The sequence below is a fragment of the Streptomyces sp. NPDC091289 genome, from assembly GCF_044757365.1.
GTDB lineage: Bacteria > Actinomycetota > Actinomycetes > Streptomycetales > Streptomycetaceae > Streptomyces.
On sequence record NZ_JBIVUT010000020.1, the window covers coordinates 1 to 24,895 of the forward strand.

General features: G+C 71.8%; 20 protein-coding genes and 1 pseudogene. 9 read left to right on the top strand and 12 right to left on the bottom strand.

From position 1 onward, the window contains the following. Positions 1 to 71 precede the first annotated feature (71 nt). From ACIQPT_RS25575 to ACIQPT_RS25585, 3 genes and pseudogenes are all read right to left on the bottom strand, one after another. Positions 72 to 179, bottom strand: a pseudogene (locus ACIQPT_RS25575) (MerR family DNA-binding transcriptional regulator); the annotation flags it as partial. A gap of 39 nt (positions 180 to 218) precedes the next feature. Beyond that, positions 219 to 1,499 (bottom strand): LAETG motif-containing sortase-dependent surface protein, encoded by a 1,281-nt coding sequence (locus tag ACIQPT_RS25580; protein ID WP_401158852.1) that lies wholly within the window; start codon positions 1,497 to 1,499, stop codon positions 219 to 221. Positions 1,500 to 1,713: 214 nt separating this feature from the next. Beyond that, on the bottom strand, positions 1,714 to 3,090 hold the full coding sequence (locus ACIQPT_RS25585; protein ID WP_401158853.1) for a cation:dicarboxylate symporter family transporter: 1,377 nt from the start codon (positions 3,088 to 3,090) through the stop codon (positions 1,714 to 1,716). Positions 3,091 to 3,246: 156 nt separating this feature from the next. On the opposite strand from ACIQPT_RS25585, the gene ACIQPT_RS25590 reads away from it, so the two are divergent. The 3 genes from ACIQPT_RS25590 (at position 3,247) to ACIQPT_RS25600 (ending at position 6,507) form a co-directional block, all read left to right on the top strand. Then, a complete protein-coding gene (locus ACIQPT_RS25590) occupies positions 3,247 to 4,950 on the top strand; it encodes an ATP-binding protein (protein WP_401158855.1) in 1,704 nt (567 codons plus the stop codon). Next, positions 4,947 to 5,621, top strand: coding sequence for a response regulator (locus ACIQPT_RS25595; protein WP_030079200.1), 675 nt, complete (start codon positions 4,947 to 4,949; stop codon positions 5,619 to 5,621). Before ACIQPT_RS25590 ends, ACIQPT_RS25595 begins: the two co-directional genes overlap by 4 nt. 181 nt (positions 5,622 to 5,802) lie before the next feature. After that, a complete protein-coding gene (locus tag ACIQPT_RS25600; RefSeq protein ID WP_401158857.1) occupies positions 5,803 to 6,507 on the top strand; it encodes a helix-turn-helix domain-containing protein in 705 nt (234 codons plus the stop codon). Positions 6,508 to 6,573: 66 nt separating this feature from the next. On the opposite strand, the gene ACIQPT_RS25605 is transcribed toward ACIQPT_RS25600, so the two are convergent. Continuing rightward, positions 6,574 to 7,599: an ATP-dependent 6-phosphofructokinase gene (locus tag ACIQPT_RS25605; protein ID WP_401158859.1), complete on the bottom strand. Its 1,026-nt coding sequence runs from the start codon at positions 7,597 to 7,599 to the stop codon at positions 6,574 to 6,576. 446 nt (positions 7,600 to 8,045) lie between these two features. Between ACIQPT_RS25605 and pta the strand changes: the two genes are divergently transcribed. The 3 genes from pta (at position 8,046) to pyk (ending at position 12,922) form a co-directional block, all read left to right on the top strand. Beyond that, positions 8,046 to 10,127: a phosphate acetyltransferase gene (gene pta / locus ACIQPT_RS25610; protein ID WP_401158860.1), complete on the top strand. Its 2,082-nt coding sequence runs from the start codon at positions 8,046 to 8,048 to the stop codon at positions 10,125 to 10,127. Positions 10,128 to 10,180: 53 nt separating this feature from the next. After that, positions 10,181 to 11,392: an acetate kinase gene (locus ACIQPT_RS25615; protein WP_401158863.1), complete on the top strand. Its 1,212-nt coding sequence runs from the start codon at positions 10,181 to 10,183 to the stop codon at positions 11,390 to 11,392. 102 nt (positions 11,393 to 11,494) lie between these two features. Beyond that, positions 11,495 to 12,922, top strand: a complete 1,428-nt coding sequence (gene pyk, locus ACIQPT_RS25620; protein WP_401158865.1) for a pyruvate kinase — start codon at positions 11,495 to 11,497, stop codon at positions 12,920 to 12,922. A 102-nt stretch (positions 12,923 to 13,024) separates the two neighbouring features. Here pyk and ACIQPT_RS25625 read toward each other — a convergent pair whose 3' ends face one another. The 4 genes from ACIQPT_RS25625 to ACIQPT_RS25640 form a co-directional block, all read right to left on the bottom strand. Continuing rightward, complete coding sequence (locus ACIQPT_RS25625; RefSeq protein WP_401158866.1) at positions 13,025 to 14,377, bottom strand: hypothetical protein; 1,353 nt, start codon at positions 14,375 to 14,377, stop codon at positions 13,025 to 13,027. After that, positions 14,367 to 14,918, bottom strand: coding sequence for a DUF6114 domain-containing protein (locus ACIQPT_RS25630; RefSeq protein ID WP_401158867.1), 552 nt, complete (start codon positions 14,916 to 14,918; stop codon positions 14,367 to 14,369). Before ACIQPT_RS25630 ends, ACIQPT_RS25625 begins: the two co-directional genes overlap by 11 nt. Positions 14,919 to 15,014: 96 nt before the next feature. Then, positions 15,015 to 15,668, bottom strand: a complete 654-nt coding sequence (locus ACIQPT_RS25635; RefSeq protein WP_401158869.1) for a DUF6230 family protein — start codon at positions 15,666 to 15,668, stop codon at positions 15,015 to 15,017. 651 nt (positions 15,669 to 16,319) lie between these two features. Continuing rightward, positions 16,320 to 17,270, bottom strand: coding sequence for a tetratricopeptide repeat protein (locus ACIQPT_RS25640; protein WP_401158871.1), 951 nt, complete (start codon positions 17,268 to 17,270; stop codon positions 16,320 to 16,322). 467 nt (positions 17,271 to 17,737) lie between these two features. Between ACIQPT_RS25640 and ACIQPT_RS25645 the strand changes: the two genes are divergently transcribed. After that, positions 17,738 to 18,364 (top strand): TetR/AcrR family transcriptional regulator, encoded by a 627-nt coding sequence (locus tag ACIQPT_RS25645; protein WP_401158873.1) that lies wholly within the window; start codon positions 17,738 to 17,740, stop codon positions 18,362 to 18,364. 45 nt (positions 18,365 to 18,409) lie between these two features. On the opposite strand, the gene ACIQPT_RS25650 is transcribed toward ACIQPT_RS25645, so the two are convergent. Both ACIQPT_RS25650 and murG read right to left on the bottom strand, forming a co-directional pair. Continuing rightward, on the bottom strand, positions 18,410 to 19,435 hold the full coding sequence (locus tag ACIQPT_RS25650; RefSeq protein ID WP_401158875.1) for a GDP-mannose 4,6-dehydratase: 1,026 nt from the start codon (positions 19,433 to 19,435) through the stop codon (positions 18,410 to 18,412). Then, positions 19,432 to 20,583 (bottom strand): undecaprenyldiphospho-muramoylpentapeptide beta-N-acetylglucosaminyltransferase, encoded by a 1,152-nt coding sequence (gene murG / locus ACIQPT_RS25655; protein ID WP_401158877.1) that lies wholly within the window; start codon positions 20,581 to 20,583, stop codon positions 19,432 to 19,434. The genes ACIQPT_RS25650 and murG overlap by 4 nt, the downstream gene beginning before the upstream one ends. Before the next feature lie 64 nt (positions 20,584 to 20,647). Here murG and ACIQPT_RS25660 point away from each other — a divergent pair, with 64 nt between their 5' ends. After that, a complete protein-coding gene (locus tag ACIQPT_RS25660; RefSeq protein ID WP_401158879.1) occupies positions 20,648 to 21,325 on the top strand; it encodes a response regulator transcription factor in 678 nt (225 codons plus the stop codon). Next, the gene (locus tag ACIQPT_RS25665) at positions 21,322 to 22,779 is read left to right on the top strand and encodes a sensor histidine kinase (RefSeq protein ID WP_401158881.1); all 1,458 of its coding nucleotides are present in this window, start codon (positions 21,322 to 21,324) and stop codon (positions 22,777 to 22,779) included. The genes ACIQPT_RS25660 and ACIQPT_RS25665 overlap by 4 nt, the downstream gene beginning before the upstream one ends. Here ACIQPT_RS25665 and ACIQPT_RS25670 read toward each other — a convergent pair. Further along, the gene (locus tag ACIQPT_RS25670; RefSeq protein ID WP_401158883.1) at positions 22,755 to 24,455 is read right to left on the bottom strand and encodes a methylmalonyl-CoA mutase; all 1,701 of its coding nucleotides are present in this window, start codon (positions 24,453 to 24,455) and stop codon (positions 22,755 to 22,757) included. The genes ACIQPT_RS25665 and ACIQPT_RS25670 overlap by 25 nt on opposite strands. A 75-nt stretch (positions 24,456 to 24,530) precedes the next feature. Further along, complete coding sequence (locus tag ACIQPT_RS25675) at positions 24,531 to 24,857, bottom strand: DUF3817 domain-containing protein (RefSeq protein WP_401158885.1); 327 nt, start codon at positions 24,855 to 24,857, stop codon at positions 24,531 to 24,533. Between the last annotated feature and the right edge of the window lie 38 nt (positions 24,858 to 24,895).

The following is a 24,895-nucleotide window of genomic DNA, read 5'->3' on the forward strand; positions in this document are numbered from 1 at the left end:
ACACCACCCCCACCTCGGGGGTGTTGCGCGCGGTCGGGGGGGGGGGGGGGGGGGGGGCGCGGGCGCGGCGGGCGCCCCCCCCCCCCCCCACGCCCCCCCCCCCCCCCCCCCCGCGACTCGTAGTAGCGGAGTGTCCGCGTCGTCGTACCGGCCCGTGCGGCCAGCTCCCCGATTCGCATGGGACGACCGTATTCCTTGACGCCGACGTCAACGCAAGGTCAGTTGCCCCGGACGGCGGACCGCCGGCGCACCGCCCAGAGGATGCCGCCGCCCGCTGCCACGGCCGCGGCCGCCATGCCGGCGAGCGGCAGGGTGGAGTCCGAACCGGTCTCCGCGAGGTTGCCGCCGGTCTGCGGGGTGGCGCCGCCGGTCGTCGAGCCGCCGCCCGTGTCGGTGGTGCCGCCCGTGCTGCTCGTGGAGCCGGTGGAGCCCGAGCCTCCGGTGGACGAGGAGCCGCCCGTACCGCCGGTGGAACCCGAGGAGCCGGAGGAGCCGGAGGTGTCCGAACCCTTGCCCGTGTCGATCACGATCTGCGCGGTGTCGTTGGCCGCGTTGCGGTCGAAGGGACGCTCCTGGCCGCTGAAGGAGACCTCACCCGTGGTGCGGCCCACCGCCTTGTCGATGCGCAGGACGAAGGGGTAGCTCTCGCCGCCGTCCACGTCGACCCAGGACTGCGAGGTGCCGCAGCGGTAGTGCGTCTTGGTGACCGCGTCGCAGAATCCGTGCGCCTTGACGACGGACGTGCCCTTCGGGATGCGGATGTCGACGGTGGCCACGCTCTGGTCGCGGACGCCCTGCACCCGGGCGGGGCCGGCGTTGGTGAACTTCACCGTGGCGGTGACCTTGTCGCCGGCCTCGCCCTTCAGCTCGGCGCCGGTCAGGCCGAAGTCGGCGGTGTTCGCCGCGGTGACGTCGGCCGATGCGGCCGGCTCGGGGTGGTTCTTCCGGTCGGCGTCGGTGGCCGGGCCCTTCTCGACCAGGGTGAGCGGGTCGCCGGTGCCCGGCACCGGCTCGGTGGAGCCGCTGTCGCCCGCGTCCGGGTCGGGCTCGGTGACGCCGATCGTCACCCGCAGGTCGTCGTTGAGGGCGGAGTCGAGCGCCTGGAGGGAGACGGGCTTCGCCGTCCCGTAGACCACGCCCGGCTTCAGCGGCTGGTCGATCCTGCAGGCGGCGACCTGCGAGTCGGGCATCTCGTCGTGGGAGGGGATCGTGTAGTAGCCGCAGTTCTTGTACGTCTCGTCCGCCTTCAGGCCGGGCGACACGGCGTACGTCACATAGGAGACGGGCACCTCCTCCGTCCCCTTGTTGAGGAAGGTCAGGGGGGTGGAGAACGCGCTGCCCGCCTGAACCCCCTTGATCGGTGCGATCGTTCCGACGCCGAGATCCGGCTCCGGTTCGGCGGCGAGCGACGGCGCGGCGCCCAGCGCCACCAGTGCGGTGGCGGCCAGGGCGGCGGTCCCGCCGCGGAGGGTCCGGCGGCGGGAAGGGGTGATGCGCATGGAAGTCCTTCGGTCGTGGGGCGCGTGGGGGCGGACTGCGGTCCTTCACCTCTCAAGACCCGTGCGGAGCAAGGAGGGTTGCACCGGTCGGCCGGACCGTGACGCGGTGGTGACGCGGGCGGCGAAGCGGGCGACGACGCAAGAACACCCGTACCGGGGGATACGGGTGTTCCTGCGTGGGGGGTGCCGCAGTGGCTGTGGGGTGTGGTGCCGGTCAGACCTTGGCGGGCTGCTCGGGGGCGGTGTCCCGCTGGTCGGGGACCTCGGCGGAGCCGTCGGATTCGCCGGCCGGTGCGTGGTCGTCCACGAGGGTCTTCTCGTCGAACGGGACGCGGCCGGCCAGCACCTCGTTCACCCGGTCCTTGTCGATCTCCTTGGTCCAGTGCCCGACCAGGACCGTGGCGACCGCGTTGCCCGCGAAGTTGGTCAGCGCGCGGGCCTCGCTCATGAAGCGGTCGATGCCGACGATCAGGCCGACGCCGTCGACGAGGTCGGGGCGGTGCGACTGGAGCCCGCCGGCCAGGGTCGCCAGGCCCGCGCCGGTCACGCCCGCCGCGCCCTTCGAGGCGATGACCATGAAGACCAGCAGCGAGACCTGCTCGCCCGCGCTCAGCGGGTCGCCCATCGCGTTGGCGATGAACAGCGAGGACATCGTGAGGTAGATCGCGGTGCCGTCGAGGTTGAAGGAGTAGCCGGTCGGCACGGTGATGCCGACGACGGGCTTGCTGACGCCCAGGTGCTCCATCTTGGCGATCAGCCGCGGCAGGGCCGACTCGGAGGAGGAGGTGGACAGGATGAGCAGGAACTCGCGGCCCAGGTACTTCAGCAGCGAGAACAGGTTCACCCCGGCGACCAGGCGCAGGATCGCGCCGAGCACCACGAAGACGAACAGCGCGCAGGTGACGTAGAACCCGATCATGATGATCGCCAGCGACTTCAGGGCGTCGAGGCCGGTCTCGCCGACCACCGCGGCGATCGCGCCGAACGCGCCGACCGGGGCGGCCCACATGATCATGGCGAGGATGCGGAAGACGAGGCGCTGGATGTGGGTGATGCCGCGGATGATCGGCTCACCGGTCTTGCCCATCGCCTGGAGCGCGAAGCCCGCGAGGAGCGCGACGAGCAGGGTCTGGAGGACCTCGCCCGCGGTGAAGGCGGAGACGATCGTGGTCGGGATGATGCCGAGCAGGAAGTCCACGGTGGACTCGCTGGCGCCCGCCGCCTGTGCCTCGCCCGCGGCCCGCGCCTGCTCGGTGATGTGGAGGGTGGAGCCGGGCTCCAGGACATTGCCGACCAGCAGGCCGATGGCAAGGGCCACGGTCGACATGACCAGGAAGTAGCCGAGCGCCAGCCCGCCGACCGCACCGACCTTGGCGGCCTTGCGCACCGAGCCGACGCCCAGCACGATCGTGCAAAAGATGATCGGCGAGATCATCATCTTGATCAGGTTCACGAAGCCGGCCCCGATGGGCTTCAGCTCGACGGCCACCCCGGGGGCGACGAATCCGACGAGGATGCCGAGCGCGACGGCACCGATGACGGCGATGTACAGATAGTGGGTTCGGTCCCGCTGTTTGGCTGCCACTGCCACGGCTGGCTCCTCGGCTCGGTCACGGCGCCCCCGTCCCTGGGGGCTCCGGTGACTATCCACCTCCCTGTGACCCCGGTCACCCTTGCGTTCATATCGTTCACAGTCGCTTTCCGGCCATCCGGAAGACACCCGGCCGGGCCAGGCAGACTGTGGGGTATGCGCCTCCCCCGTACCCTCCCTCGCAGCCTGGCGGGCCAGCTCTTCGCCATGCAGGTCGTGCTCATCGCCGCCGTGGTGGCCGGGTGCGCCGTGTTCGCGTACGCCTCGGGCAGCGCGCAGGCGGAGGAGACGGCCGCCCGGCAGGTGCGGGTGGCGGCCCTCGCGGTGGCCGATTCCCCCTCCGTACGGGAGGCCATCCGTACGGAGGACCCGTCCGCCGTGCTCCAGCCGTACGCGGAGCGGGTGCGCGAGGACACCGGGATCGCCTTCGTCACGATCATGGACACCGAGCGGGTGCGCTGGACGCATCCGGACACGGCGCAGATCGGGGACACCTTCCTCGGGAACACCGCGAAGGCCCTGCGCGGGCAGACCTTCACCGAGACGTACACCGGCACGCTGGGCCCCTCGATACGGGTGGTGACCCCGATCCGCGACGACGGGCGGATCGTCGGCCTGGTCAGCGCGGGCATCACCGTGGACCGGGTCTCCTCGCAGGTACGGGAGCAGCTCGGCGCCCTCGCGCTCGCGGCGGGCGGGGCGCTGGCCCTCGGCGGGATCGGTACGTACGTGGTCAACGCCCGGCTGCGGCGGCACACCCACGGGATGAACGCGGCCGAGCTGAGCCGGCTGCACGACTACCACCAGGCCACGCTGCACGCGGTGCGCGAGGGGCTGCTGATGCTGGACGGGCGGCGGCGGATCGCGCTGATCAACGACGCCGGGCGGGAGCTGCTGGGTCTGGGGCCGGACGCGGAGGCGGTCGGCCGTACGGTCGACGAGCTGGCCCTGCCCGCGCCGCTGACCGGGGCGCTGCTGGCGTCGGAGGCCCGGGTGGACGAGCTGCACCTGACGGCGGACCGGGTCGTCGTGGTCAACACCCGTCCGGTGGTGGGCGGTGAGCGGCGGGGCACGGTGGTGACCCTGCGGGACCACACCGAGCTGCAGGCGCTGACCGGTGAGCTGGACTCCGAGCGCGGTTTCACCCAGGCGTTGCGCTCGCAGGCCCACGAGGCGGCGAACCGGCTGCACACGGTGGTGTCGCTGATCGAGCTGGGCCGGGTGGAGGAGGCGGTGGACTTCGCGACGGCGGAGCTGGAGCTGGCCCAGGTGCTGACCGACCGGGTGGTGGGGGCGGTGGAGGAGCCGGTGCTCGCGGCGCTGCTGCTCGGCAAGGCGGCGCAGGCGAACGAGCGGGGTGTGGAGCTGGTGCTCGCGGAGGACAGCCTGATCGACGACGGGGCGCTGCCGGACTCGCTGGCCCAGCGCGATCTGGTGACGATCCTGGGCAATCTGATCGACAACGCGGTGGAAGCGGCTTCGGAGGGCCCGGACGGCACGGAGGCCGGCGCCGGGGACGGCTCCGGTGCGGTCCCCGCGCCCCGTGCGGCCGGGGGCCCGGCGGGGCGGGCCCGGGTCACGGTGACCGCGCTCGCGGACGAGCGGGAGCTGTTGCTGCGGGTCGCGGACACCGGCGCGGGCATCGGCCCGGAGGCGGCGGACGAGGTGTTCCGGCGCGGCTGGTCGACGCACGGGGCGGGGCGCGGGCTCGGCCTGGCGCTGGTCCGGCAGGCGGCGTACCGCAACGGGGGCACGGTGGAGCTGGACGCGGGTCCGGGCGGCGGCGCGCGGTTCACCGTACGGCTGCCGCTCGGGGACCGTACGGCGGCAGGGGTCCGGGCGAAGGAGGTCACGGCATGATCAGAGTCCTGGTGGTGGAGGACGATCCGGTGGCGGCCGACGCCCACCAGATGTACGTGGAGCGGGTCGAGGGCTTCACGGTGACGGCGGTGGCGCACACCCGGGCGGCGGCGGTGCGGGCGCTGGAGCGGACGCCGGTCGATCTGCTGCTGCTCGACCTCTATCTGCCCGACGGGCACGGGCTCGGGCTGCTGCGTTCACTGCGGGCCTCCGGCCACGGGGCGGACGTGATCGCGGTGACCTCGGCCCGGGATCTCGCGGTGGTGCGGGAGGGAGTGTCGCTCGGCGTCGTGCAGTACGTGCTGAAGCCGTTCACGTATCCCACGCTGCGGGACCGGCTGGTGCGGTACGCGGAGTTCCGGGGGGCCGCCGGGGAGGCCAGCGGGCAGGAGGAGGTGGACCGGGCGCTGGGCGCGCTGCGGGTCGCGCATCCGGCCGCGCTGCCCAAGGGCCTCAGCGGTCCGACGCTGGAAGCGGTGACCCGGGTGCTGAAGGAGTCGCCGGAGGGCGTGACGGCGGCCGCCGCCGGGGAGCGTCTGGGCATCTCGCGGATCACGGCCCGGCGCTACCTGGAACATCTGGTGACCGTCGGCAGCGCCGCGAGGCGTCCACATTATGGGCAGGTCGGCCGACCCGAACTGCACTACAGCTGGCTGGCGGCGGGGCGCTGACGCCACCCCGCCGGGGTTCGGCACAAGCGCTTGCCGGTCGTTTTCGCAGCTCTGCCGGGCCTCTTTGTGCGGGGAAAAGAAAGCGCTGGTGGGGCGGGGTTCCCGTACCGCCCGCCCGGTTCGTAGCTGGAGGTTCCTACGAAGCGTGATCTTTGGGGAACGTACCGTAGCCAGGGCGGAAATGGACTTCTACGGTGGGCCCGTGCACCCCTCCCCGCCATTCAACGCCCCCGCCGCGCGCCGTCTCCGCGAGGCACTGGGGATGGCTCCCGGCCATGTCGCCTACGGGCTCGCCGCCCAGTACGGACTCCGGATCAGCGCAGAGACCGTCATCGCCTGGGAACGCGGAATCGCGACCCCCGAGGAACGCGAACTGACCGCCCTCGCCGGCGTCCTCTGGTGCGCCCCCGGGGAGCTGCTGGCGGCGGCCGCCACCTTGCGCGAGCACCGGATGACCCGGGACATGACCGTGGACGACCTGGCCCGGCAGCTGGGGATGACGGGCGCCGCGTACCTGCGGATGGAGGAGTCGGGGCGCTGGCGGGGCAACGAGAAGCAGTCGGCGGCGCTGTGCCGGGCGCTGGATCTGTCGGCGGCGCAGTTCCTCACCGCGACGGGCCGCGACGAGGAGCTGGCGGAGTTGCTGAGCAGCGCGGTCACCACGCGCTGGCAGGCGTACGTCCGGCCGGTGGCCAAGCTGGTCCCGCTGGACCGGGCGCTGATCCAGGACGTGCTGGAACAACTGCACACCGATTACCAGGCGTTGATGGTCTCCACACTGAGCTGGAGCAGCACGGGCCAGGAACGCTCCGGGTCGACGGGCGACGCGGGCCGGGCGTTCCTGTCCCGGGTGGTGGAGCAGTTCTGGCGGACCGCCGGGGTGTGAACCCTGTGACCCCGCACAGGCCGCACGGGCCACGCGTGCGGCTCGTGCGGCCCGTGCGGTGGTGTGTCAGAAGACCGACTCGGCCTCGTACATCCGCTCGGTGGGCACCCGCTTCAGCTGGGTGACGGCGTCGGCGAGCGGGACCATGGCGATGTCGTTGCCGCGCAGGGCGGTCATCCGGCCGAAGTCGCCGCGGTGCACGGCCTCCACGGCGTTCCAGCCGAAGCGGGTGGCGAGCACCCGGTCGTACGCGGTCGGCGTGCCGCCGCGCTGGACATGGCCGAGAATGACCGGCCGGGCCTCCTTGCCGAGCCGGGTCTCCAGCTCGACGGCGAGACGGTTGCCGATGCCCTGGAAGCGCTCGTGGCCGTACTGGTCGATCGCGCCCTTGGCGTACGGCATGGAGCCCTCGGCCGGGTGCGCGCCCTCGGCGACGCAGATGACGGCGAACTTCTTGCCGCGCGCGAACCGCTCCTCGACCATCTTGACCAGGTCGTCGACCTCGAAGGGGCGCTCGGGCAGGCAGATGCCGTGGGCGCCGCCGGCCATCCCGGACTCCAGGGCGATCCAGCCCGCGTGCCGGCCCATGACCTCGACGACCATCACCCGCTGGTGGGACTCGGCGGTGGTCTTGAGACGGTCTATGGCCTCGGTCGCGACGCCCACCGCCGTGTCGAACCCGAAGGTCCGGTCGGTGGCGGAGATGTCGTTGTCGATGGTCTTCGGGACGCCGACGACCGGCATGCCCGCGTCGGAGAGCATGCGGGCCGCGGTGAGCGTGCCCTCGCCGCCGATCGGGATGAGCGCGTCGATGCCGTAACGGCGGGCCAGCTCCTCGCAGTTCTCGGCGGCCTCGCGCAGCCGGTCGCGCTCCAGCCGGGCCGAGCCGAGGATGGTGCCGCCGCGGGCGAGGATGCCGCTGACCGCGTTGAGGTCGAGGGGGCGGAAGTGGCCGTCGAGCAGCCCCTTGAAGCCGTCCTCGAAGCCGATGACCTCGTCGCCGTGGCCGACGACGGCCCGGTGGACGACCGACCGGATCACTGCGTTCAGGCCGGGGCAGTCGCCGCCCGCGGTGAGAATTCCGATGCGCATCGAGGTGTGTCTCCTGCTCGTTAGTAACCGCGCTTTCCGGGGAGCCGACCGAGGGCCTTTCGTTTGGATCAGGCCGGGCTCGCGGGCCCCGGCACGCGCATCTGCGGCGTTGTCGTCAATCACCAACGCTCCGCGTTGACTCAATCCTCCGCCTTGCAGCTGCACGCACCGGACCCCGCTCCCTGATCCGGCCTGATCCAAACGAAAGGCCCGAGGCGGCTCCCGTGCCCTGAACCTCCACGATTCTCCCACGCCTCGCACGGACCCGGCGCTTTCGGCCGGGCCGGGGCCTCCGGCGGGCGACGTAGCGGCCCCCGCAGGTATCGTCAAGAGGCAATGCAGGCCAATGGCCGCACCCCTCGGAAGGCCGGGGACAGCGCGGGGAGATCCCCCACGTCCTGGACGGACCGCGGGTCGCGGCACCGCACAACGACGGGAGACCACGCGTGGCGCGCAGCGTGTACGTGACCGGGATCGACCGGGGGGACGGCCGTCAGGTCGTCGAGCTGGGAGTCATGGAGCTTCTGACGCGTCAGGTGGACCGGGTCGGGGTCTTCCGCCCGCTGGTCCATGACGGACCCGACCGGCTCTACGAGCTGCTGCGGGCCCGCTACCGGCTCTCGCAGAGCCCGGCCACCGTCTACGGCCTGGACTACCACGAGGCCTCCACCGTGCAGGCGGAGAAGGGTACCGACGAGCTGGTCTCCCGGCTCGTCGAGCGCTTCCACCAGGTGGCCCGGGAGTACGAGGTGGTCCTCGTCCTGGGCAGCGACTTCGCCGCCACCCAGCTCCCCGACGAGCTGGCGCTGAACGCCCGGCTCGCCAACGAGTTCGGGGCGTCGGTGATCGCGGTGGTCGGCGGCAAGGGCCAGACGGCGGAGTCCGTCCGCGCCGAGACCCGTAACGCCTACCGCGCCTACGCCGGTCTCGGCTGCGACGTGCTGGCCATGGTGGTGAACCGGGTCGCCGCCGAGGACCGCGCGACGATAGCGGAGCGGCTCGCGGCCCGGCTGCCCGTACCCGTCTCCGTGCTGCCGGACGATCCGGCGCTCTCGGCCCCCACGGTCGCCCAGATCACCGCGGCGCTGGACGGCACGGTGCTGCTCGGCGACGACTCGGGGCTCGCGCGCGACGCGCTGGACTTCGTGTTCGGCGGGGCGATGCTGCCGAATCTGCTCAACGCGCTGACGCCCGGCTGTCTGGTCGTCACCCCCGGGGACCGGTCGGACCTGGTGGTGGGTTCGCTGGCCGCGCACAGCGCGGGCACCCCGCCCATCGCGGGTGTGCTGCTGACCCTGGACGAGCGCCCCGGCGAGGAGATACTCACGCTGGCCGCCCGGCTCGCACCGGGGACCCCGGTCGTGTCGGTGGCCGGCGGATCCTTCCCCACCGCTGCCGAACTCTTCACCCTCGAAGGGAAGTTGAACGCGGCGACCCCGCGCAAGGCGGAGACCGCGCTCGGCCTGTTCGAGCGCCATGTCGACACCGGCGCCCTCCTGGAGCGGATCTCGGTGGCCCGCAGCGGACGCGTCACACCGATGATGTTCGAGCACGAGCTGCTGGAGCAGGCCCGCTCCGACCGCAAGCGCGTGGTGCTGCCGGAGGGCACCGAGGAGCGGGTGCTGCGCGCCGCCGACGTCCTGCTGCGCCGGGACGTCTGCGACCTCACGCTGCTCGGCGATGTGGACGTGATCCGCAAGAAGGCCGCCGATCTCGGCATCGACCTCGCGGACACCCAGCTGATCGACCCGCACACCTCGGAGCTGCGAGGGGCCTTCGCCGAGCGGTACGCCGAACTGCGCGCGCACCGCGGGGTGACGGTGGAGCTGGCCGTCGACGTGGTGGCGGACGTGAACTACTTCGGCACCCTGATGGTGCAGGAGGGGCTGGCCGACGGGATGGTGTCCGGGTCGGTGCACTCCACCGCCGCGACCATCCGCCCGGCCTTCGAGATCATCAAGACCAAGCCGGACGCCTCGATCGTCTCGTCGGTCTTCTTCATGTGCCTGGCCGACAAGGTCCTCGTGTACGGCGACTGCGCGGTCAACCCGGACCCGAACGCGGAGCAGCTCGCGGACATCGCGGTGCAGTCGGCGGTGACGGCGGCCCGCTTCGGCGTGGAGCCCCGGATCGCGATGCTGTCGTACTCCACGGGGACCTCCGGTTCCGGCGCGGACGTCGACAAGGTGCGCGAGGCCACCGAGCGGGTGCGGGCGGAGCGGCCGGAGCTGCGGGTGGAGGGGCCGATCCAGTACGACGCGGCGGTCGAGCCGTCCGTCGCGGCGACGAAGCTGCCGGGGTCGGAGGTGGCCGGGCAGGCCACCGTGCTGATCTTCCCGGACCTGAACACCGGCAACAACACCTACAAGGCCGTGCAGCGTTCGGCGGGCGCGGTGGCGGTCGGCCCGGTGCTCCAGGGTCTGCGCAAGCCGGTCAACGACCTGTCGCGCGGCGCGCTCGTCCAGGACATCGTCAACACCGTGGCGATCACGGCGATCCAGGCGCAGGGCGAGGAGCGCCCCGTATGAGCACCCCCACTCCCCCGGCCACTCCCTCCGGAAACGAAAGCACGGCAGCCCCTGTGGAACCGCACCGCGTCCTCGTCCTCAACTCCGGCTCCTCGTCGGTGAAGTACCAGCTCCTCGACATGCGTGACCGCTCCCGGCTCGCCTCGGGCCTGGTCGAGCGGATCGGCGAGGAGACCTCGCGCCTCGTGCACACGCCGCTGACCGGCGGTGGCGCGGAGCCCCGTGAACGTACGGGCCGGATCGCCGACCACACGGCGGCGCTGGAGGCGGCGGCCGAGGAGCTGGCGGCGGACGGCCTCGGCCTCGACTCCCCCGAGCTCGCCGCGATCGGGCACCGGGTGGTGCACGGCGGGCTGAGGTTCAGCGCGCCGACCGTGATCACCGACGAGGTGCTGAAGGAGATCGAGCGCCTCGTCCCGGTCGCCCCGCTGCACAACCCGGCGAACATCACCGGCATCGTCACGGCACAGGCGCTGCGGCCCGATCTGCCGCAGGTGGCGGTCTTCGACACGGCGTTCCACACGACGATGCCGGAGGCGGCCGCGCGGTACGCGATCGACGTGGAGACCGCCGACGCGCACCGGATCCGCCGCTACGGCTTCCACGGCACCTCGCACGCGTACGTCTCGCGGAAGACGGCCGAGCTGCTGGGGAAGACACCCGAGGAGGTGAACATCATCGTGCTGCACCTCGGCAACGGGGCGTCGGCCTCGGCGGTCGCGGGCGGGCGGTGCGTGGACACCTCGATGGGGCTGACGCCCTTGGAGGGGCTCGTGATGGGTACGCGCTCCGGGGACATCGATCCGGCGGTCACCTTCCATCTGAAGCGGGTGGCGGGCATGTCGGCCGACGACATCGACGTCCTGCTGAACAAGAAGAGCGGGCTGGTCGGCCTGTGCGGCGACAACGACATGCGGGTGATCCGCCGTCGGATCGACGAGGGCGACGAGCGGGCCGCGCTGGCCTTCGACATCTACATCCACCGGCTGAAGAAGTACATCGGCGCCTATACGGCGGTGCTCGGCCGGGTGGACGCGGTGGCGTTCACGGCGGGGGTCGGGGAGAACGCGGCTCCGGTGCGGGAAGCTGCCATCGCGGGCCTGGAGGAGCTGGGCATGGCGGTGGACGCCTCGCTCAACGCCGTACGGTCCGGAGAGCCGCGGCTGATCTCGCCGGAGTACGCCCGGGTGGCGGTCGCCGTGGTACCGACGGACGAGGAGCTGGAGATCGCCGACCAGACGTTCGCGCTCGTGGAACGGCCGTAGTCCACGGTTCGGACAGGTCGACAACTGAGCACCCCCGCGCCCCTTTGTATCTTCCACCAGACGGAATATTCCGCAGCGAAACAAACCGATAGGATCCGCCTCATGCGCCGTTCCAAAATCGTCTGCACCCTCGGTCCCGCCGTCGACTCCCATGAGCAGCTCGTCGCTCTGATCGAGGCCGGCATGAGCGTGGCCCGTTTCAACTTCAGTCACGGTACCCACGAGGAACACCAGGGCCGTTACGACCGTGTCCGCAAGGCGGCCGCCGAGACCGGCCGCGCGGTCGGCGTCCTCGCCGACCTCCAGGGCCCCAAGATCCGGCTCGCGAAGTTCGCCGAGGGCCCGGTCGAGCTGGTCCGCGGGGACGAGTTCACCATCACCTCCGAGGACGTCCCCGGCGACAAGTCGATCTGCGGCACGACCTACAAGGGTCTGCCCGGCGACGTCACCAAGGGCGACCCGATCCTGATCAACGACGGCAACGTCGAGCTGAAGGTCGTGGCGGTCGAGGGCCCCCGGGTGAAGACCATCGTCATCGAGGGCGGTGTCATCTCCGACCACAAGGGCATCAACCTGCCCGGCGCGGCGGTCAACGTCCCGGCCCTGTCCGGGAAGGACGTCGAGGACCTGCGCTTCGCGCTGCGGATGGGCTGCGACCTGGTCGCCCTCTCCTTCGTCCGGGACGCCGACGACGTCAAGGACGTCCACAAGGTGATGGACGAGGAGGGCCGCCGGGTCCCCGTCATCGCCAAGGTGGAGAAGCCGCAGGCCGTCGAGCACATGGAGGGCGTCGTCGCGGCGTTCGACGGTGTGATGGTGGCCCGTGGCGACCTGGCCGTGGAGTATCCGCTGGAGAAGGTCCCGATGGTGCAGAAGCGCCTGGTGGAGCTGTGCCGGCGCAACGCCAAGCCGGTGATCGTGGCGACCCAGATGATGGAGTCGATGATCACCAACTCCCGCCCGACCCGCGCCGAGGCGTCCGACGTCGCCAACGCGATCCTGGACGGTGCGGACGCGGTCATGCTGTCCGCCGAGTCCTCGGTGGGCGCGTACCCGATCGAGACGGTCAAGACGATGGCGAAGATCGTCGTCGCCGCGGAGGAGGAGCTGCTCTCCAAGGGCCTCCAGCCGCTGGTCCCCGGCAAGAAGCCCCGTACGCAGGGCGGTTCGGTGGCCCGCGCGGCCTGCGAGATCGCGGACTTCCTGAACGGCAAGGCGCTGGTCGCCTTCACCAAGTCGGGCGACACCGCCCGCCGTCTCTCCCGCTACCGCACGGCCCAGCCGATCCTGGCCTTCACCACGGACGAGGCCACCCGCAACCAGCTCGCCCTGAGCTGGGGCGTCGAGGCGTTCGTCGTCCCGCACGTGGACAACACCGACGCCATGGTCGACCTGGTCGACGCGGAGCTGCTGAAGCTGAACCGCTACAACGACGGCGACACGATGGTCATCACGGCCGGCTCGCCCCCCGGCATCCCCGGCACCACCAACATGGTCCGGGTGCACCACCTGGGCGGCGAGCAGGGCTAGTCCCGCACGCCGCACCGCATGACCGTGGGCCGTACTCCTGTTGAGGAGTACGGCCCACGGTGCTGTGCGGCTCCCGGACGGGTTCGGGGGGGCGGGCGGCTGTCAGCCGTTGCCGCCGTCGAGGTAGTTCTTCAGTCCCGGAACGGTGAGCGTGCCGCCGAACTGGCCGGCCTGGGTCACCTTCACCTTGGTGAAGAAGGCGAACGGGACGTTCAGCGGCGGCGGGGTCTCCGGGCTGAAGGTGATCGGGATGAGGCCGAAGAGGTTGCCCTTCAGCTCCTCCGTGTACATCGTCACCTCGCCGTTGCGGATCGTCGACGTGGATCCGGGCCGCGACTTCACATGACCGGTCGTGCCCGCCGGACCGACGGTCAGCTGGTGCAGGTCCTTGATGTCGATGGAGCTGGCGGTGAACTTCAGCACCTTCTTGATGCTGCCGTCCGCCTTCTTCACCTCGACGATGCCGTGGTAGTCCAGGCCCGTCAGCGTGAGCAGCGTCGACTCCAGGATCCACGGGTCGGACGGGAGCAGCGGCATGCCGGGCTCCAGTTCGGCCGCGGCGAGCGCGTCCGGGTCGGGCTCGGGGCACGGGAAGCGCGGCTTGGCGCCGTCCGGGATGTCCTCGTCCTTCTTGGGGTCGAGTCCCTTGACGTCCTCGTCGAGCTCCTCGACGCTCTTGCCGGCCTTCTCGGCCGCCTCGCGGATGGCGTCGGCCGTCTTGTCGGACGTCTCCTTCGCCTTGTCCGCCGCGCTCCCGGCCGGGTCCTTCGCCGGGTCCTTCGCCGAGTCCTTCGGGGGGGCGGACGGCTTGGGGGCCTCGGTCGTGGGGCTCGGGGACGGGCTCGCCGGCTTCTCGGCCTTGTCCTCGCCCTTGTCCTCGTCCTTGCCCTTGTCAGGCCCGTCGAAGAGGTCCTTCAGCGCGTCGCCGAGGCCCAGCGGGTCGAGCGGGTTCTTCGACTTCGTGGGCGTCGGGGTCGCGGAGGGCTCCTCGGCGGGCTTCTCCCCGGCGGACCGCGCCGACTTGTCCTCGGCGTCGGGCTTCGCACCGGCCGGGTCCTGGGCCGCGCCGGAGGCGGAACCGCTCGCCGAGGGCTTCGGGGTCGCGGCGTCGTCCTTGCCGCCGCCCTCGCCCTTGTCCTTCTCGTCCTTCGCCGTGGCCGACGGGGACGGGGTCGCCTCGGGCGACTCGGACTCGCTCGGCTCGTCGGACCGGGTGACGCACGGTCCCGGCGCGAACGGTATGTCGCCGTCGTCGGCCATGGCCAGCTTGGGCGTCAGCCCCATGCCCACGAAGACCGCCGTCGGCATCGCCGCGAGCGCCAGCGCCTTCTTGCCGCTGGGCAGGTGGAGCTTGGTCAGCAGCGACTTCCTGGGGGCCGCGTGACGGGGGCCCTTGCGCTCGCGGAGATCGTCGCCGGGGTAGGCGTTCATCTGCTGTCCGTCGTCACCCCGCACGATGCCTCCCGGCGTCGGCGTCGGCATCGGCTGCCGGGCCTGACCCGGCGCCCTGCTGCTGGGGCACGGCCGCGGCGTAGACCTCGTCCTCGGACGGCTCCTCGTCCGCGTGCTCGGCGACCGGGGCCTCCTCGGCGCCCTTCGGATCGCCCGGGGCCCAGGAAATGGACAGGGCTCCGCCGACGAGGGCGAGGAGGAATCCGACGACGAAGCCGCCGATGTTGGCGACGGGTATGGAGATCAGCGCGAGCAGGATGGCGGCGACACCGGCGAAGACCCGCACGATGCTGTGGTACCACATCGTCAGGCCGAGCGTGATCAGCAGGACCCCGATGATCAGGGATCCGGCGCCGGCCGTGGTGGACATCGCCAGCGTCATATTGCCGAGCGACATGGTGGCGTACGGGAAGTAGGCGATGGGAACGCCACCGGCCATGGTGAACAGTCCGGCCCAGAACGGACGGTTACCCCGCCAGGCGCGGAAGCGTCGCCGAAGGACGCGGATGTAGTGCTCGTTCTGCCCTGTGGACTCGGGGCTCATGGAAAACAGCTCCCTGGAACCGGTACTGCCGTGAGAAGGGGAGGGTGGGTGGCCGGAAAGCCCTGAGGGGACGTTCCGGCCACCCTGGCCGGAGTGCTAGAAGCACTCCTTGACGCCCGTGTGCAGCCTCAGCTTCAGGTCACTGAGCTTGAAGGTGCCGGCGGTGGTCGCCCACGCCGTCTGCTCCACGTTGGTCAGAATGGCCCGGTCGGCCCGCTGTGCGAAGCCCGCCTCGTTGGCCTGGGTACCAGGCTGGATGCCTATCCCGTTCGGCCTGTCCTTCTTCTTCAGCGAACCGGCCGCGACACCGATGTCGATGTTCTCGAAGTCGGCGTCGGCGTCCAGCTGTGCGACGTCCAGGTAGAGGTTGGTGGCCTTGACCGGCTTATCCGGGTTGGTACCCGCCCTCAGCTGAAGACTGACGCTCTTGCCGATGAAGGGGACCTTCGGCGTGACCACCGACTGGCACATGTTGGTGATCGTGGCGCTGCTGAAGCCCGACACCGCGACCGCGTGGTGCGCGTCCTTGCCTTCGAGGTCCTTACCGCTCGCGACACTGCCGTACTGGACGAAGTCGTGGCCGTCCAGCTTGTCGGTGCTGACCTTGAAGCTCTGCCCGGACACACTGAACGACGCCGCCAGCGCGCCCTGTGCGAGGCCGACGCCCACCGCCGCCGTGGCGACGACGCTCGGCACCATGACCAGAGCGAACCGCTTCCATCTCGTCCCACCGCGAACCTGGGAACTCATACTTGCTCCTTCTTCTCGGACGTACATCTCCGGCCGGGCATCGTGCCCGTCCTGGGATGGGAGAAGTGCTACGTCCTCGGGAAGGAGAGCGCCCGTATCGGAGACGTGTCCCGCATCCGATCCACCGGCGTTCACCCCCGAGCGACAACCACTGGCCGCGCTTTCCGCACGGCCGGCCGGACAGGCCCCGCCCGTGAGCGGGAACCCCCCTGTCCGCGGTCGGCGCCACTGCCGCCGACCACTCGGTGGGGACCCAACAGTCCCTCAGGCACCGGCTGGAGGCCGGGCTGGAGGTATTGGACCGAGCGTGGCCGATCGTGGTGCATTCACGCCCGCGACACAAGGGGGATCGTTACTGGCTAGTAACGGCCCGATAACCACAGCACGACAGGGCGGCATCACGCGGCGACGCAGGGTGGCACGAAAGGGACATCGGAATGGCGGGAAACTTCACGGAAACGGGACAGAATCACCAGCCCGCCTTACTGCGAGTAACAGCTCGCATCTTTGTCAAGATTTGGTAAAGCGAGGGCTTCTCGCTCCACTCTTTGGCGTCAGAACGGCAAAACGGCCGCGCCGCCCGGGAGGCAGTGCGGCCGTCTTGTCACATCGGAACAATCGGGCTCGTCCGGAGCGGACGGCGGGCCGGTGTCAGAACAGGACGCGGGCCAGCGAGGTGCGCGCGGCGGTGACCCTGGGGTCCTCCGGGCCGATCACCTCGAACAGCTCGAGCAGCCGCAGCCGGGCGGCGTCGCGGTCGTCGCCCGCGGTGCGGCGGACCGCCTCGACGAGCCGGCCGAAGGCGTCCTCGACATGGCCGCCGACCAGGTCCAGATCGGCGGCGGCGAGCTGGGCGTTCACATCGCCCGGGCTGTCCGCGGCTTCCTTGCGGACCGCCTGCGGGTCCAGGTTCTGCACCCGGCCGAGCAGCTCCGCCTGGGCCAGGCCGAGCTTGGCCTCCGGGTTGCCCGGGTCGTCCGCGAGGACGTTCTTGTACGCCTGGACCGCGCCGCCGAAGTCATTGGCGTCGAGTGCCGAAGCGGCGGCCTCCAGCATGGCGTCGTACGGGCCGGCCGGCACCTCGGCCGGGACCGCGTCCGCCGGGGCGGCGTCGGGGTCGACGACGATCCCGGTCAGCCCGAAGCGCTCCTCGCCGACCTGGATCAGCTGGTCCAGCGTCTCGCGGATCTGGGCCTCGGGGGCCGCGCCCTGGAAGAGCGGGAGGGCCTGCCCGGCGACGACGGCGAAAACGGCCGGAATGCCCTGGATGCCGAACTGCTGCATCAGCATCTGGTTGGCGTCGACATCGACCTTGGCCAGCAGGAAGCGGCCGTTGTACTCGACGGCCAGGCGCTCCAGCAGAGGGCCCAGCTGCTTGCACGGCTCGCACCACTCGGCCCAGAAGTCGATGACGACGGGGACCTCGGCGGAGCGCTGGAGGACATCGCGCTCGAAACCGGCTTCATCGACGTCGATCACCAGGGCGGTGGGCGCGACGGCGCCGGCGCCCCCGGTACGGGAGGCCTCCGCACGGGCCTGCTCGGCCTTGGCCTTGGCCTCACCGGCCGCCTTGACGGCGGCGAGGTCGACAACGCCGCTCATGGACATGTTCCTAGGCTGCATACGTACATCCTCCCCCCTGAGCGCACTGTTCCGAAAAGCGAGTGCGAGATCCGGACCGGTCCGAGGCCCCCACCGGCGTGCGGGGGCCGACGGAAACCGGGGCGGAACCGACCGGACCCCTGAAGGCCCGGCGAGGCCCGGAGGACCTCGGTGGAACGGTGACGGAACTGGTGGGCCCCTGAAAGACCCGGGTGGACCTTCCGGATCCCCATCCGGCCGGTCCGTGCGGCCCCGGGTCCCCACCCGGCGCCTGGGGCTCGGTGAAGAGCCCCGGTGGCTGTCGCTCGTTCGTTCCGTGGCGTACGGGGGCGGCTGACCGCCTTCCTTACGCTACGACCCGTAGCGTAACTGCCGATCGCCCCGCCGGGACAGGTGATCCCGGTGATCTGTCTCACGGGCACCGGGGCACAACGGTTCTCCCTACCGGCCGGTATGGTCGCCGCATCATGAGCGACAGCGACCCCAAAGCCACCCGAACAGGACGTCCGCGGAGCACCGCGGCCGACGCCGCGATCCTCGAAGCGACGCGGGCGTCCCTGGTCGATCTCGGCTGGTCGAAACTGACGATGGGCGATGTCGCGACCCGGGCCGGGGTCGCCAAGACGACCCTCTACCGGCGCTGGGCGGGCAAGAACGAGTTGGTCGTGGACGCGGTCGCCGTCCTCTTCGACGAGCTGGAACTGCCGGACCGGGGCAGTCTGGCCGCCGATGTGCAGGGCGTCGTGCTCCAGTTCGCCACCCTGCTGGAACGGCCGGAGGCCCGGACCGCGCTGATGGCGGTGGTAGCCGAGTCCACCCGCGACGACTCGCTGCGCCACCGGATCCGCTCGGCCATCGTGGACCGGCAGAAACGGCTGGTGCTGCTGGGCCGGGAACGCGCCCAGGCCCGCGGCGAGCTGCGGTACGAGGACGACGCCTCGACGGCCGCCCGCAACGCGGACCTGATCTTCGACGTGATCGCCGGAGCGGTGGTGCACCGCACGCTCGTGAGCGCGGAGCCGGTGGACGCCGCGTGGGCGAGCGGCTTCACCTCGCTGCTGCTGCTGGGGCTGGCCGGCGCCCAGGCGGCGTAGACGGTGTAGTCGGCGTGGACGGTGCAGTCGGCGCTGAAGGACCGCTCAGACCTGGTAGCGCCCCGGTGCGAAGAGGTGCAGGTGGTCCGCCACCCAGGCCGAGGTCCGCTCCAGGCCTTCCTCCAGGGTGACTTCGGGCTCCCAGCCCGCCCAGGTGCGGGCCCGGGTGTTGTCCGAGAGCAGCCGGTGCACCTCGCTGCCGGAGGGCCGCAGCCGCGCCGGGTCCACGACGATCTCGGCGTCCCGGCCGGAGGCGGTGATGAGCGCCTTCGCGAGGTCCCCGACCGAGATCTCCCGGCCGGTGCCGAGGTTGACGCTCTCCCCCAGGGCGCGGTCGCAGCCGGCCAGTGCCAGGAACCCGGCCGCGGTGTCGGTGACGTACGTGAAGTCGCGGGTCGGGGTCAGCGAGCCGAGCCGGATCTCCCGGGCCCCGGAGTGCAGTTGGGCCAGGATCGTGGGGATCACGGCACGGGCCGACTGGCGGGGCCCGTAGGTGTTGAACGGCCGCACCACCGTCACCGGCAGCTCGAAGGCGTGCCAGTGGGACAGCGCCATCATGTCCGCGCCGATCTTCGAGGCGGAGTACGGCGACTGCGGCTGGAGCGGGTGGTCCTCGCCGATCGGGGCGGTCAACGCGGACCCGTAGACCTCGCTGGTGGAGGTGTGCAGCAGCCGGCGGACGGAGTGGCGGCGGCAGGCCTCGGCGATGTTCTCGGTGCCGACGACGTTCGTACGGACGTACGCGCCCGGGGAGTCGTAGCTGTAGGGGATGCCGATGAGGGCGGCGAGGTGGAAGACCGTGTCGCAGCCCTCGACCGCGTCCATCACCCGGCCCGCGTCGCCGACGTCCCCGGCGATCATCTCGACGGGGCCGTGCGGGTCGTCGAGGTAGCGGGCGAGGTGGCCCTTGTCGGCGTACGGCTTGTAGTGGACGAACGCCCGGACGCGGGCGCCGCGTTCGACGAGCAGGTCGACGAGGGTGGAGCCGATGAAGCCCTCGGCCCCGGTGACGAGGACGGTGCGGCCGGTCCAGTCGACGGCGGTGGTGTCGATGGCGGTGGTGTCGGTCATGGGGTGAACTCCCTGGTGTCGGTGGGTTGTCCGGCGAGGCGGATGACCGTCTCGGCCAGCAGGTCGGCGGCGCGGGCGTGGTTGCCCGGGTCGGCGGCGCGCCCCATCACGGCGAGCCGGGCCGGGTCGGCCAGCAGCGGGTCGATCAGTTCGGCGAGGCGGTCGGCGGTGGTCTCGGCGTCGGGGACGAGGTGGGCGGCGCCGGCGTCGGAGAGGACCCGGGCGTTGTGGGTCTGGTGGTCGCCGGGGGCGTGCGGGTACGGCACGAGGACGGCGGGCACCCCGGTCGTGGCGAGTTCCGCGATCGTGGCCGAGCCCGCCCGGCAGACCACCAGGTCGGCGACCGCGTAGGCGAGGTCCATCCGGTCGAGGTAGGGCACCGCCTGGGCGACGGGCCCCACGCCCTCCTCGATGAGCTTCCGCCGGGTCTCCGCGAGCGCGGCCGGGCCCGTCTTGACCAGGAGGTGGACGTCCCCGCGCCCCCGCCAGCGGGCGGCGAGGCCCACGGCGGCGGCGGTGAGGCGGGCCGCGCCGAGGCTGCCGCCGTTGAAGAGGACGACCCGCGCCCCGTCGGGTATCCCGAAGGCGCGGCGGGCCTCCGCGCGCAGGGCGGGCCGGTCCAGGGCGGCCAGGGACGCGGCGATCGGCATGCCGACGGTCTGCGCCCGCTCGCCGCCCGACAGATGGGCGCGGCTGCCGTCGAAGGCGACGGTGAGGTTGCCGGTGAGCCGGGCGGCGAACTGGTTGGCCCGGCCGGGAACGGCGTTGGACTCGTGGATCACGCTGGGCAGTCCGGCCATGCGCGCGCCGACGATCGCCGGGGCGCTCGGGTAGCCGCCCATGCCGACGACGATCTGGGCCCGCTGCGTACGCAGGACCGAGCGGGCCTGGGCGCCGGAGCGGAGCAGCGCGGCCGGGAGCAGGAAACGCTTCGCGCCGAGCGCGGGGTCGAAGGGGATCATGTCGACGGTGTGCAGCCGGTAGCCGGCCGCCGGGATCAGGGTCGTCTCCAGTCCGCGTTCGGTGCCGATGAAGGAGATGACCGCGTCCGGGTCGGCGCGGCGCAGGGCCTCGGCGAGGGCGAGACCGGGGTAGATATGGCCGCCGGTGCCGCCCGCACCGATCACGACGGAGAGTGGTGTGCGCATGGCCGCCACTCTCGGGAAGCGGCTTAAGAGGGTTCTAAGAGTCCGGTTTGGCAGTCTTCAGGCTATGAACAGGATTCTGGTGGCCGAGGACGATCCGGATGTGCGGGCCGCCGTCGAGGACGGGCTGAGCGTCGAGGGGTACGAGGTCCGGGGCGTCGGCGACGGTCTGGCCGCGCTGTCGGCGGTGGCAGCCTGGGAGCCGGACGCGCTGGTCCTGGACGTGATGATGCCGGTGCTGGACGGGCTCGCGGTCTGCCGGAGGCTGCGGGCGATGGAGGACCGGACGCCGGTGCTGGTGCTGACCGCGCTGTCGTCGGTGAGCGAGCGGGTGGACGGTCTGGAGGCGGGGGCCGACGACTATCTGGTGAAGCCGTTCGCACTGGACGAACTGGTGGCACGCGTACGGGCGTTGCTGCGGCGGGCCGCACCGCCGACGCCGGGCGGGGATCTCGCCTTCGCGGATCTGACGCTGGATCCGGTGACGCGGACCGGGCGGCGCGGCGGCCGCCCGGTGGAGTTCTCCCGCACCGAGGCCGCCCTGCTGGAGCTGCTGCTGCGCCACCCCGGTCAGGTGCTGCCGCGCGAGGTGATCCTGGAGCGGGTCTGGGGCGAGGACTTCGGGCCCGACTCCAACTCGCTGGCGGTGTACGTGGGTTATCTGCGGCGGAAACTGGAGGCGGGCGGCGAGCCGAGGCTCGTCCACACCGTGCACGGGCTCGGCTACCGGCTGGACGTGGCGTGAGCGGGGTGCGGAGGCTGGGCGCCCGGTGGCGGCGCAGGCGGCCGCTGCGGACCCGGCTCGCGCTGGCGGCCTCGGCGGCGGTGGCGCTGGTCGCGGTCGGGGTGTGCGCGGCGGCGTTCTTCGTCATCCGCTACGAGCTGCTGCACCAACTGGACCTCTCCCTCACCCAGTCGGCGACCCGGGTGATCCAGGAGAACCGGGGCGAGGGCCCGCAGATCGTGGCCGGCGAGTGCCGCTTCCTCTCCGCGCCCGCCTGCGCCCAGATCGTGCCCGCCGACCCGGCGGCGGACCCGGAGGCCGCCTATCTGCTGCCCGTCGCCGCCCCCGTACGCGAGGTGGCGGCGGGGACGCGGGCCCCGTACTACAGCAACGTCACCCGCTTCGGGCAGCCGCTGCGGATGCTGACGACCCGGTTCGGGGACGGGCGGGCGCTCCAGGTGGCGTTGCGCGCGGACCCGGTGGAGAAGGGCGTGCGGCAGGCGGCCGTGCTGCTCGCGGCGGTCGGCGGGGCGGGCGTCCTGCTGGCGGGGCTGCTCGGGTACGCCGTCTCGCGCACGGGCCTGGCCCCGGTGGCCCGGCTGACCTCGACCGCCGAGCGGATCGCGGCGACCCGGGATCCACGCCACCGGATCGAGCTGCCGCCGGGTCCACCGGGGCGGCAGGACGAGGTGACGCGGCTGGCGGCCAGCTTCAACACGATGCTCGGGGAGCTGGAGCAGTCGGTGAGCTCGCAGCGCCGGCTGGTCGCGGACGCCTCGCACGAGCTGCGGACCCCGCTGACCGCGCTGCGCACCAACGCGGAGCTGCTGGCCCGCGGGGACCGGCTGACGCCCGCGCAGCGCGAGCGGGCGTCGGGGGCGCTGGGGCGCGGGATCCGGGAGGTGACCGGGCTGGTGAACGACCTGATCGAGCTGGCCCGGGACGAGGAGCCGCTGCCGCTGCTGGAGGAGGTGCGGATCGCGGAGGTGGCGGAGCGGACGGTGGCCATGGCCCGGACGCACTGGCCGGAGACCCGTTTTCTGCTGGAGGCGGGGGCGGGCGCGGCGGGGGCGGTCCGGCCCGGTGTTCCGGCGCGGCTGGCCCGGCTGCTGACGAACCTGCTGGACAACGCGGCCAAGTTCAGCCCGCCGGGCACTCCGGTGGAGGTGGCGCTGAACGCCTATGGGGACGGTCTCGACGTGACGGTCCGGGACCACGGGCCGGGGATCCCGGCCGAGGACCTCCCGTACGTCTTCGACCGCTTCTACCGCGCCGAGGCGGCGCGCGCCCTGCCCGGCTCGGGGCTCGGCCTGGCGATGGCCCGGCAGATCGCCCGCGCGCACGGTGCGGAGCTGACGGCGGGGGCGGCGCCGGGCGGCGGGGCGCTGTTCACGCTGACGTTCGGGGAGGGCCCGCCGAGCGGCGGGCCCTCCCGTTCACCTGCCCGGGATCAGAAGCCCGGCGGCTCCGTGTAGGTGCCCCACTCCTCGCGCAGCACCCCGCAGATCTCGCCGAGCGTGGCCTCGGCCCGTACCGCGTCCAGCATCGGCGCGATCATGTTGGAGCCGTCGCGGGCGGAGGCGAGCATCGCGTCCAGGGCGGCGGTCACCTTGGCGTCGTCGCGGGCGGCCTTGCGGTCGGCGAGCTGGCTGACCTGGTCGCGCTCGACCTCGTGGCTGACCCGGAGGATCTCCAGGTCGCCGGTGACCGAGCCGTGGTGGACGTTGACGCCGACGACCCGCTTGTCGCCCTTCTCCAGGGACCGCTGGTACTGGAACGCGGACTCGGCGATCTCGCCGGTGAACCAGCCGTCCTCGATGCCGCGCAGGATGCCGGAGGTGATCGGCCCGATGGGGTGCTTCCCGTCGGGGTGGGCCCGGGTGCCGCGCTCCCTGATCTGGTCGAAGATCTTCTCGGCCTCGGCCTCGATCCGGTCGGTGAGCTGCTCGACGTACCAGGAGCCGCCCAGCGGGTCGGCCACATTGGCGACGCCTGTCTCCTCCATCAGCACCTGCTGGGTGCGCAGGGCGATCTCGGCGGCCTGCTCGGAGGGGAGCGCGAGGGTCTCGTCGAGGGCGTTGGTGTGCAGCGAGTTCGTCCCGCCGAGGACGGCGGAGAGCGCCTCGACGGCCGTCCGTACGACGTTGTTGTACGGCTGCTGCGCGGTGAGCGAGACCCCGGCGGTCTGGGTGTGGAAGCGGAGCCACTGCGCCTTGTCGGTCTTGGCGCCGTACGTCTCCTTCATCCAGCGGGCCCAGATGCGGCGGGCGGCGCGGAACTTGGCGATCTCCTCGAAGAAGTCCAGGTGCGCGTCGAAGAAGAAGGAGAGCCCGGAGGCGAAGGCGTCGACGTCCAGGCCGCGCGAGAGGCCGAGCTCCACATAGCCGAAGCCGTCCGCGAGGGTGTACGCCAGCTCCTGCGCGGCCGTCGCCCCGGCCTCGCGGATGTGGTAGCCGGAGACGGAGAGCGGCTTGTAGGCGGGGATGTCGCGGGCGCAGTGCTCCATCAGGTCGCCGATGAGGCGCAGGTGGGGCTCGGGCTGGAAGAGCCACTCCTTCTGCGCGATGTACTCCTTGAAGATGTCGGTCTGGAGCGTGCCGTTGAGCACGCCCGGGTCGACGCCCTGGCGCTCGGCGGCGACCAGGTACATGCAGAAGACGGGCACGGCCGGGCCGCTGATCGTCATGGAGGTGGTGACGTCGCCGAGGGGGATGTCCCCGAAGAGGATCTCCATGTCGGCGGCGGAGTCGATGGCGACGCCGCAGTGGCCGACCTCGCCGAGCGCGCGCGGGTCGTCGGAGTCGCGGCCCATCAGCGTCGGCATGTCGAAGGCGACGCTGAGTCCGCCGCCGCCCGCCGCGAGGATCATCTTGTAGCGCTCGTTGGTCTGCTGGGCGTTGCCGAAGCCGGCGAACTGGCGGATCGTCCACGTGCGGCCCCGGTAGCCGGTGGGGTGCAGTCCACGGGTGAAGGGATACTCCCCGGGCCAGCCGATCCGCTCGAATCCCTCGTACGTGTCGCCGGGGCGTGGCCCGTACGCGGGCTCCACCGGGTCCCCGGAGAGCGTGGTGAAGTCCGCGTCACGCTTGCGGGCCTTGTCGTAACGGGCCTGCCAGCGGAGGCGGCCTTCCTCGATCGCGTCAGCGTCCATACCTCGAATTTACTAGGACGTCCTAGTAAATGTCGATGGCAAACCGCCCGGCGCTTTTCGCGCGGGGCGGTCGGGTCAGGCCTGGACGGGCGCCTGGGCGGGCTTGGTGACCAGCGCCTGGGCCTCGCGGCTGACCTTCGGCTCGACGAAGAACGAGGCGAAGGGGATGCAACCGGCGGCCAGCACCCACAGGAGCTTGCCGAAGGGCCACTTCGCCTTGGAGCCGAGATCGAACGCGAAGACGACGTAGACGATGAACAGCACGCCGTGGACCTGGGAGATCAGCATGGTGTCGCCGGTCTCGAAGCCGTACTTCGCAATGATCGCCGCGGTGAAGACGAGCAGCCAGACCGCGGTGACGTAAGCCATCACCCGGTAGCGGGTGAGCACGTTCTGTTTCATGGACACGAGCGTAACGGGACGACCGGGGCGATCTTCGC

What these genes read in the sequence shown, in the direction of transcription:
- ACIQPT_RS25580 (WP_401158852.1), bottom strand. Translation starts at nt 1,499, where the DNA reads ATGCGCATCACCCCTTCCCGCCGCCGGACCCTCCGCGGCGGGACCGCC.
- murG (WP_401158877.1), bottom strand. Translation starts at nt 20,583, where the DNA reads ATGCGCACACCACTCTCCGTCGTGATCGGTGCGGGCGGCACCGGCGGC.
- ACIQPT_RS25675 (WP_401158885.1), bottom strand. Translation starts at nt 24,857, where the DNA reads ATGAAACAGAACGTGCTCACCCGCTACCGGGTGATGGCTTACGTCACC.
- ACIQPT_RS25645 (WP_401158873.1), top strand. Translation starts at nt 17,738, where the DNA reads ATGAGCGACAGCGACCCCAAAGCCACCCGAACAGGACGTCCGCGGAGC.
- ACIQPT_RS25635 (WP_401158869.1), bottom strand. Translation starts at nt 15,668, where the DNA reads ATGAGTTCCCAGGTTCGCGGTGGGACGAGATGGAAGCGGTTCGCTCTG.
- ACIQPT_RS25650 (WP_401158875.1), bottom strand. Translation starts at nt 19,435, where the DNA reads ATGACCGACACCACCGCCATCGACACCACCGCCGTCGACTGGACCGGC.
- pyk (WP_401158865.1), top strand. Translation starts at nt 11,495, where the DNA reads ATGCGCCGTTCCAAAATCGTCTGCACCCTCGGTCCCGCCGTCGACTCC.
- ACIQPT_RS25600 (WP_401158857.1), top strand. Translation starts at nt 5,803, where the DNA reads ATGGACTTCTACGGTGGGCCCGTGCACCCCTCCCCGCCATTCAACGCC.
- ACIQPT_RS25590 (WP_401158855.1), top strand. Translation starts at nt 3,247, where the DNA reads ATGCGCCTCCCCCGTACCCTCCCTCGCAGCCTGGCGGGCCAGCTCTTC.
- ACIQPT_RS25640 (WP_401158871.1), bottom strand. Translation starts at nt 17,270, where the DNA reads ATGAGCGGCGTTGTCGACCTCGCCGCCGTCAAGGCGGCCGGTGAGGCC.
- ACIQPT_RS25670 (WP_401158883.1), bottom strand. Translation starts at nt 24,455, where the DNA reads ATGGACGCTGACGCGATCGAGGAAGGCCGCCTCCGCTGGCAGGCCCGT.
- ACIQPT_RS25660 (WP_401158879.1), top strand. Translation starts at nt 20,648, where the DNA reads ATGAACAGGATTCTGGTGGCCGAGGACGATCCGGATGTGCGGGCCGCC.
- ACIQPT_RS25595 (WP_030079200.1), top strand. Translation starts at nt 4,947, where the DNA reads ATGATCAGAGTCCTGGTGGTGGAGGACGATCCGGTGGCGGCCGACGCC.
- ACIQPT_RS25630 (WP_401158867.1), bottom strand. Translation starts at nt 14,918, where the DNA reads ATGAGCCCCGAGTCCACAGGGCAGAACGAGCACTACATCCGCGTCCTT.
- ACIQPT_RS25605 (WP_401158859.1), bottom strand. Translation starts at nt 7,599, where the DNA reads ATGCGCATCGGAATTCTCACCGCGGGCGGCGACTGCCCCGGCCTGAAC.